Here is a 320-nt window from a genome sequence, read left to right on the forward strand (position 1 = left end):
TGGGAAAATATGAGTCAGAGTAGCTCTTTCCGTCTCGCATATGAAGCACGTGAAAAAGTGTTATTTGATGAACAAGCGAAATTAGCACATGCACGTGAGGTTGGTATAGAAGAAGGTATGGAAAAAGGAAAACAAGTAGGGAAAGAAGAAGGGCTTCAAGAGGGGATAGAAAAAGGGAAAATCCAACTTATCCAAGGCATGCATAAAAATGGCATGGATATCGAAGATATTGCGAAGTTTACGAATATAGAACTGTCGGAAATACGCCATATTTTAGAGAAGTAAAGTGTACCGTACACTTTTTCACAAGGTTTGATGAT

General features: G+C 38.4%; 1 pseudogene. It reads left to right on the forward strand.

Features of this window, described 5'->3' with window-relative positions:
* Positions 1 to 285, forward strand: a pseudogene (locus ACQRBL_RS32725) (Rpn family recombination-promoting nuclease/putative transposase); the annotation flags it as partial.
* Between the last annotated feature and the right edge of the window lie 35 nt (positions 286 to 320).

The sequence above is a fragment of the Bacillus sp. AF62 genome, from assembly GCF_050312695.1.
Classification (GTDB): domain Bacteria; phylum Bacillota; class Bacilli; order Bacillales; family Bacillaceae_G; genus Bacillus_A; species Bacillus_A cereus.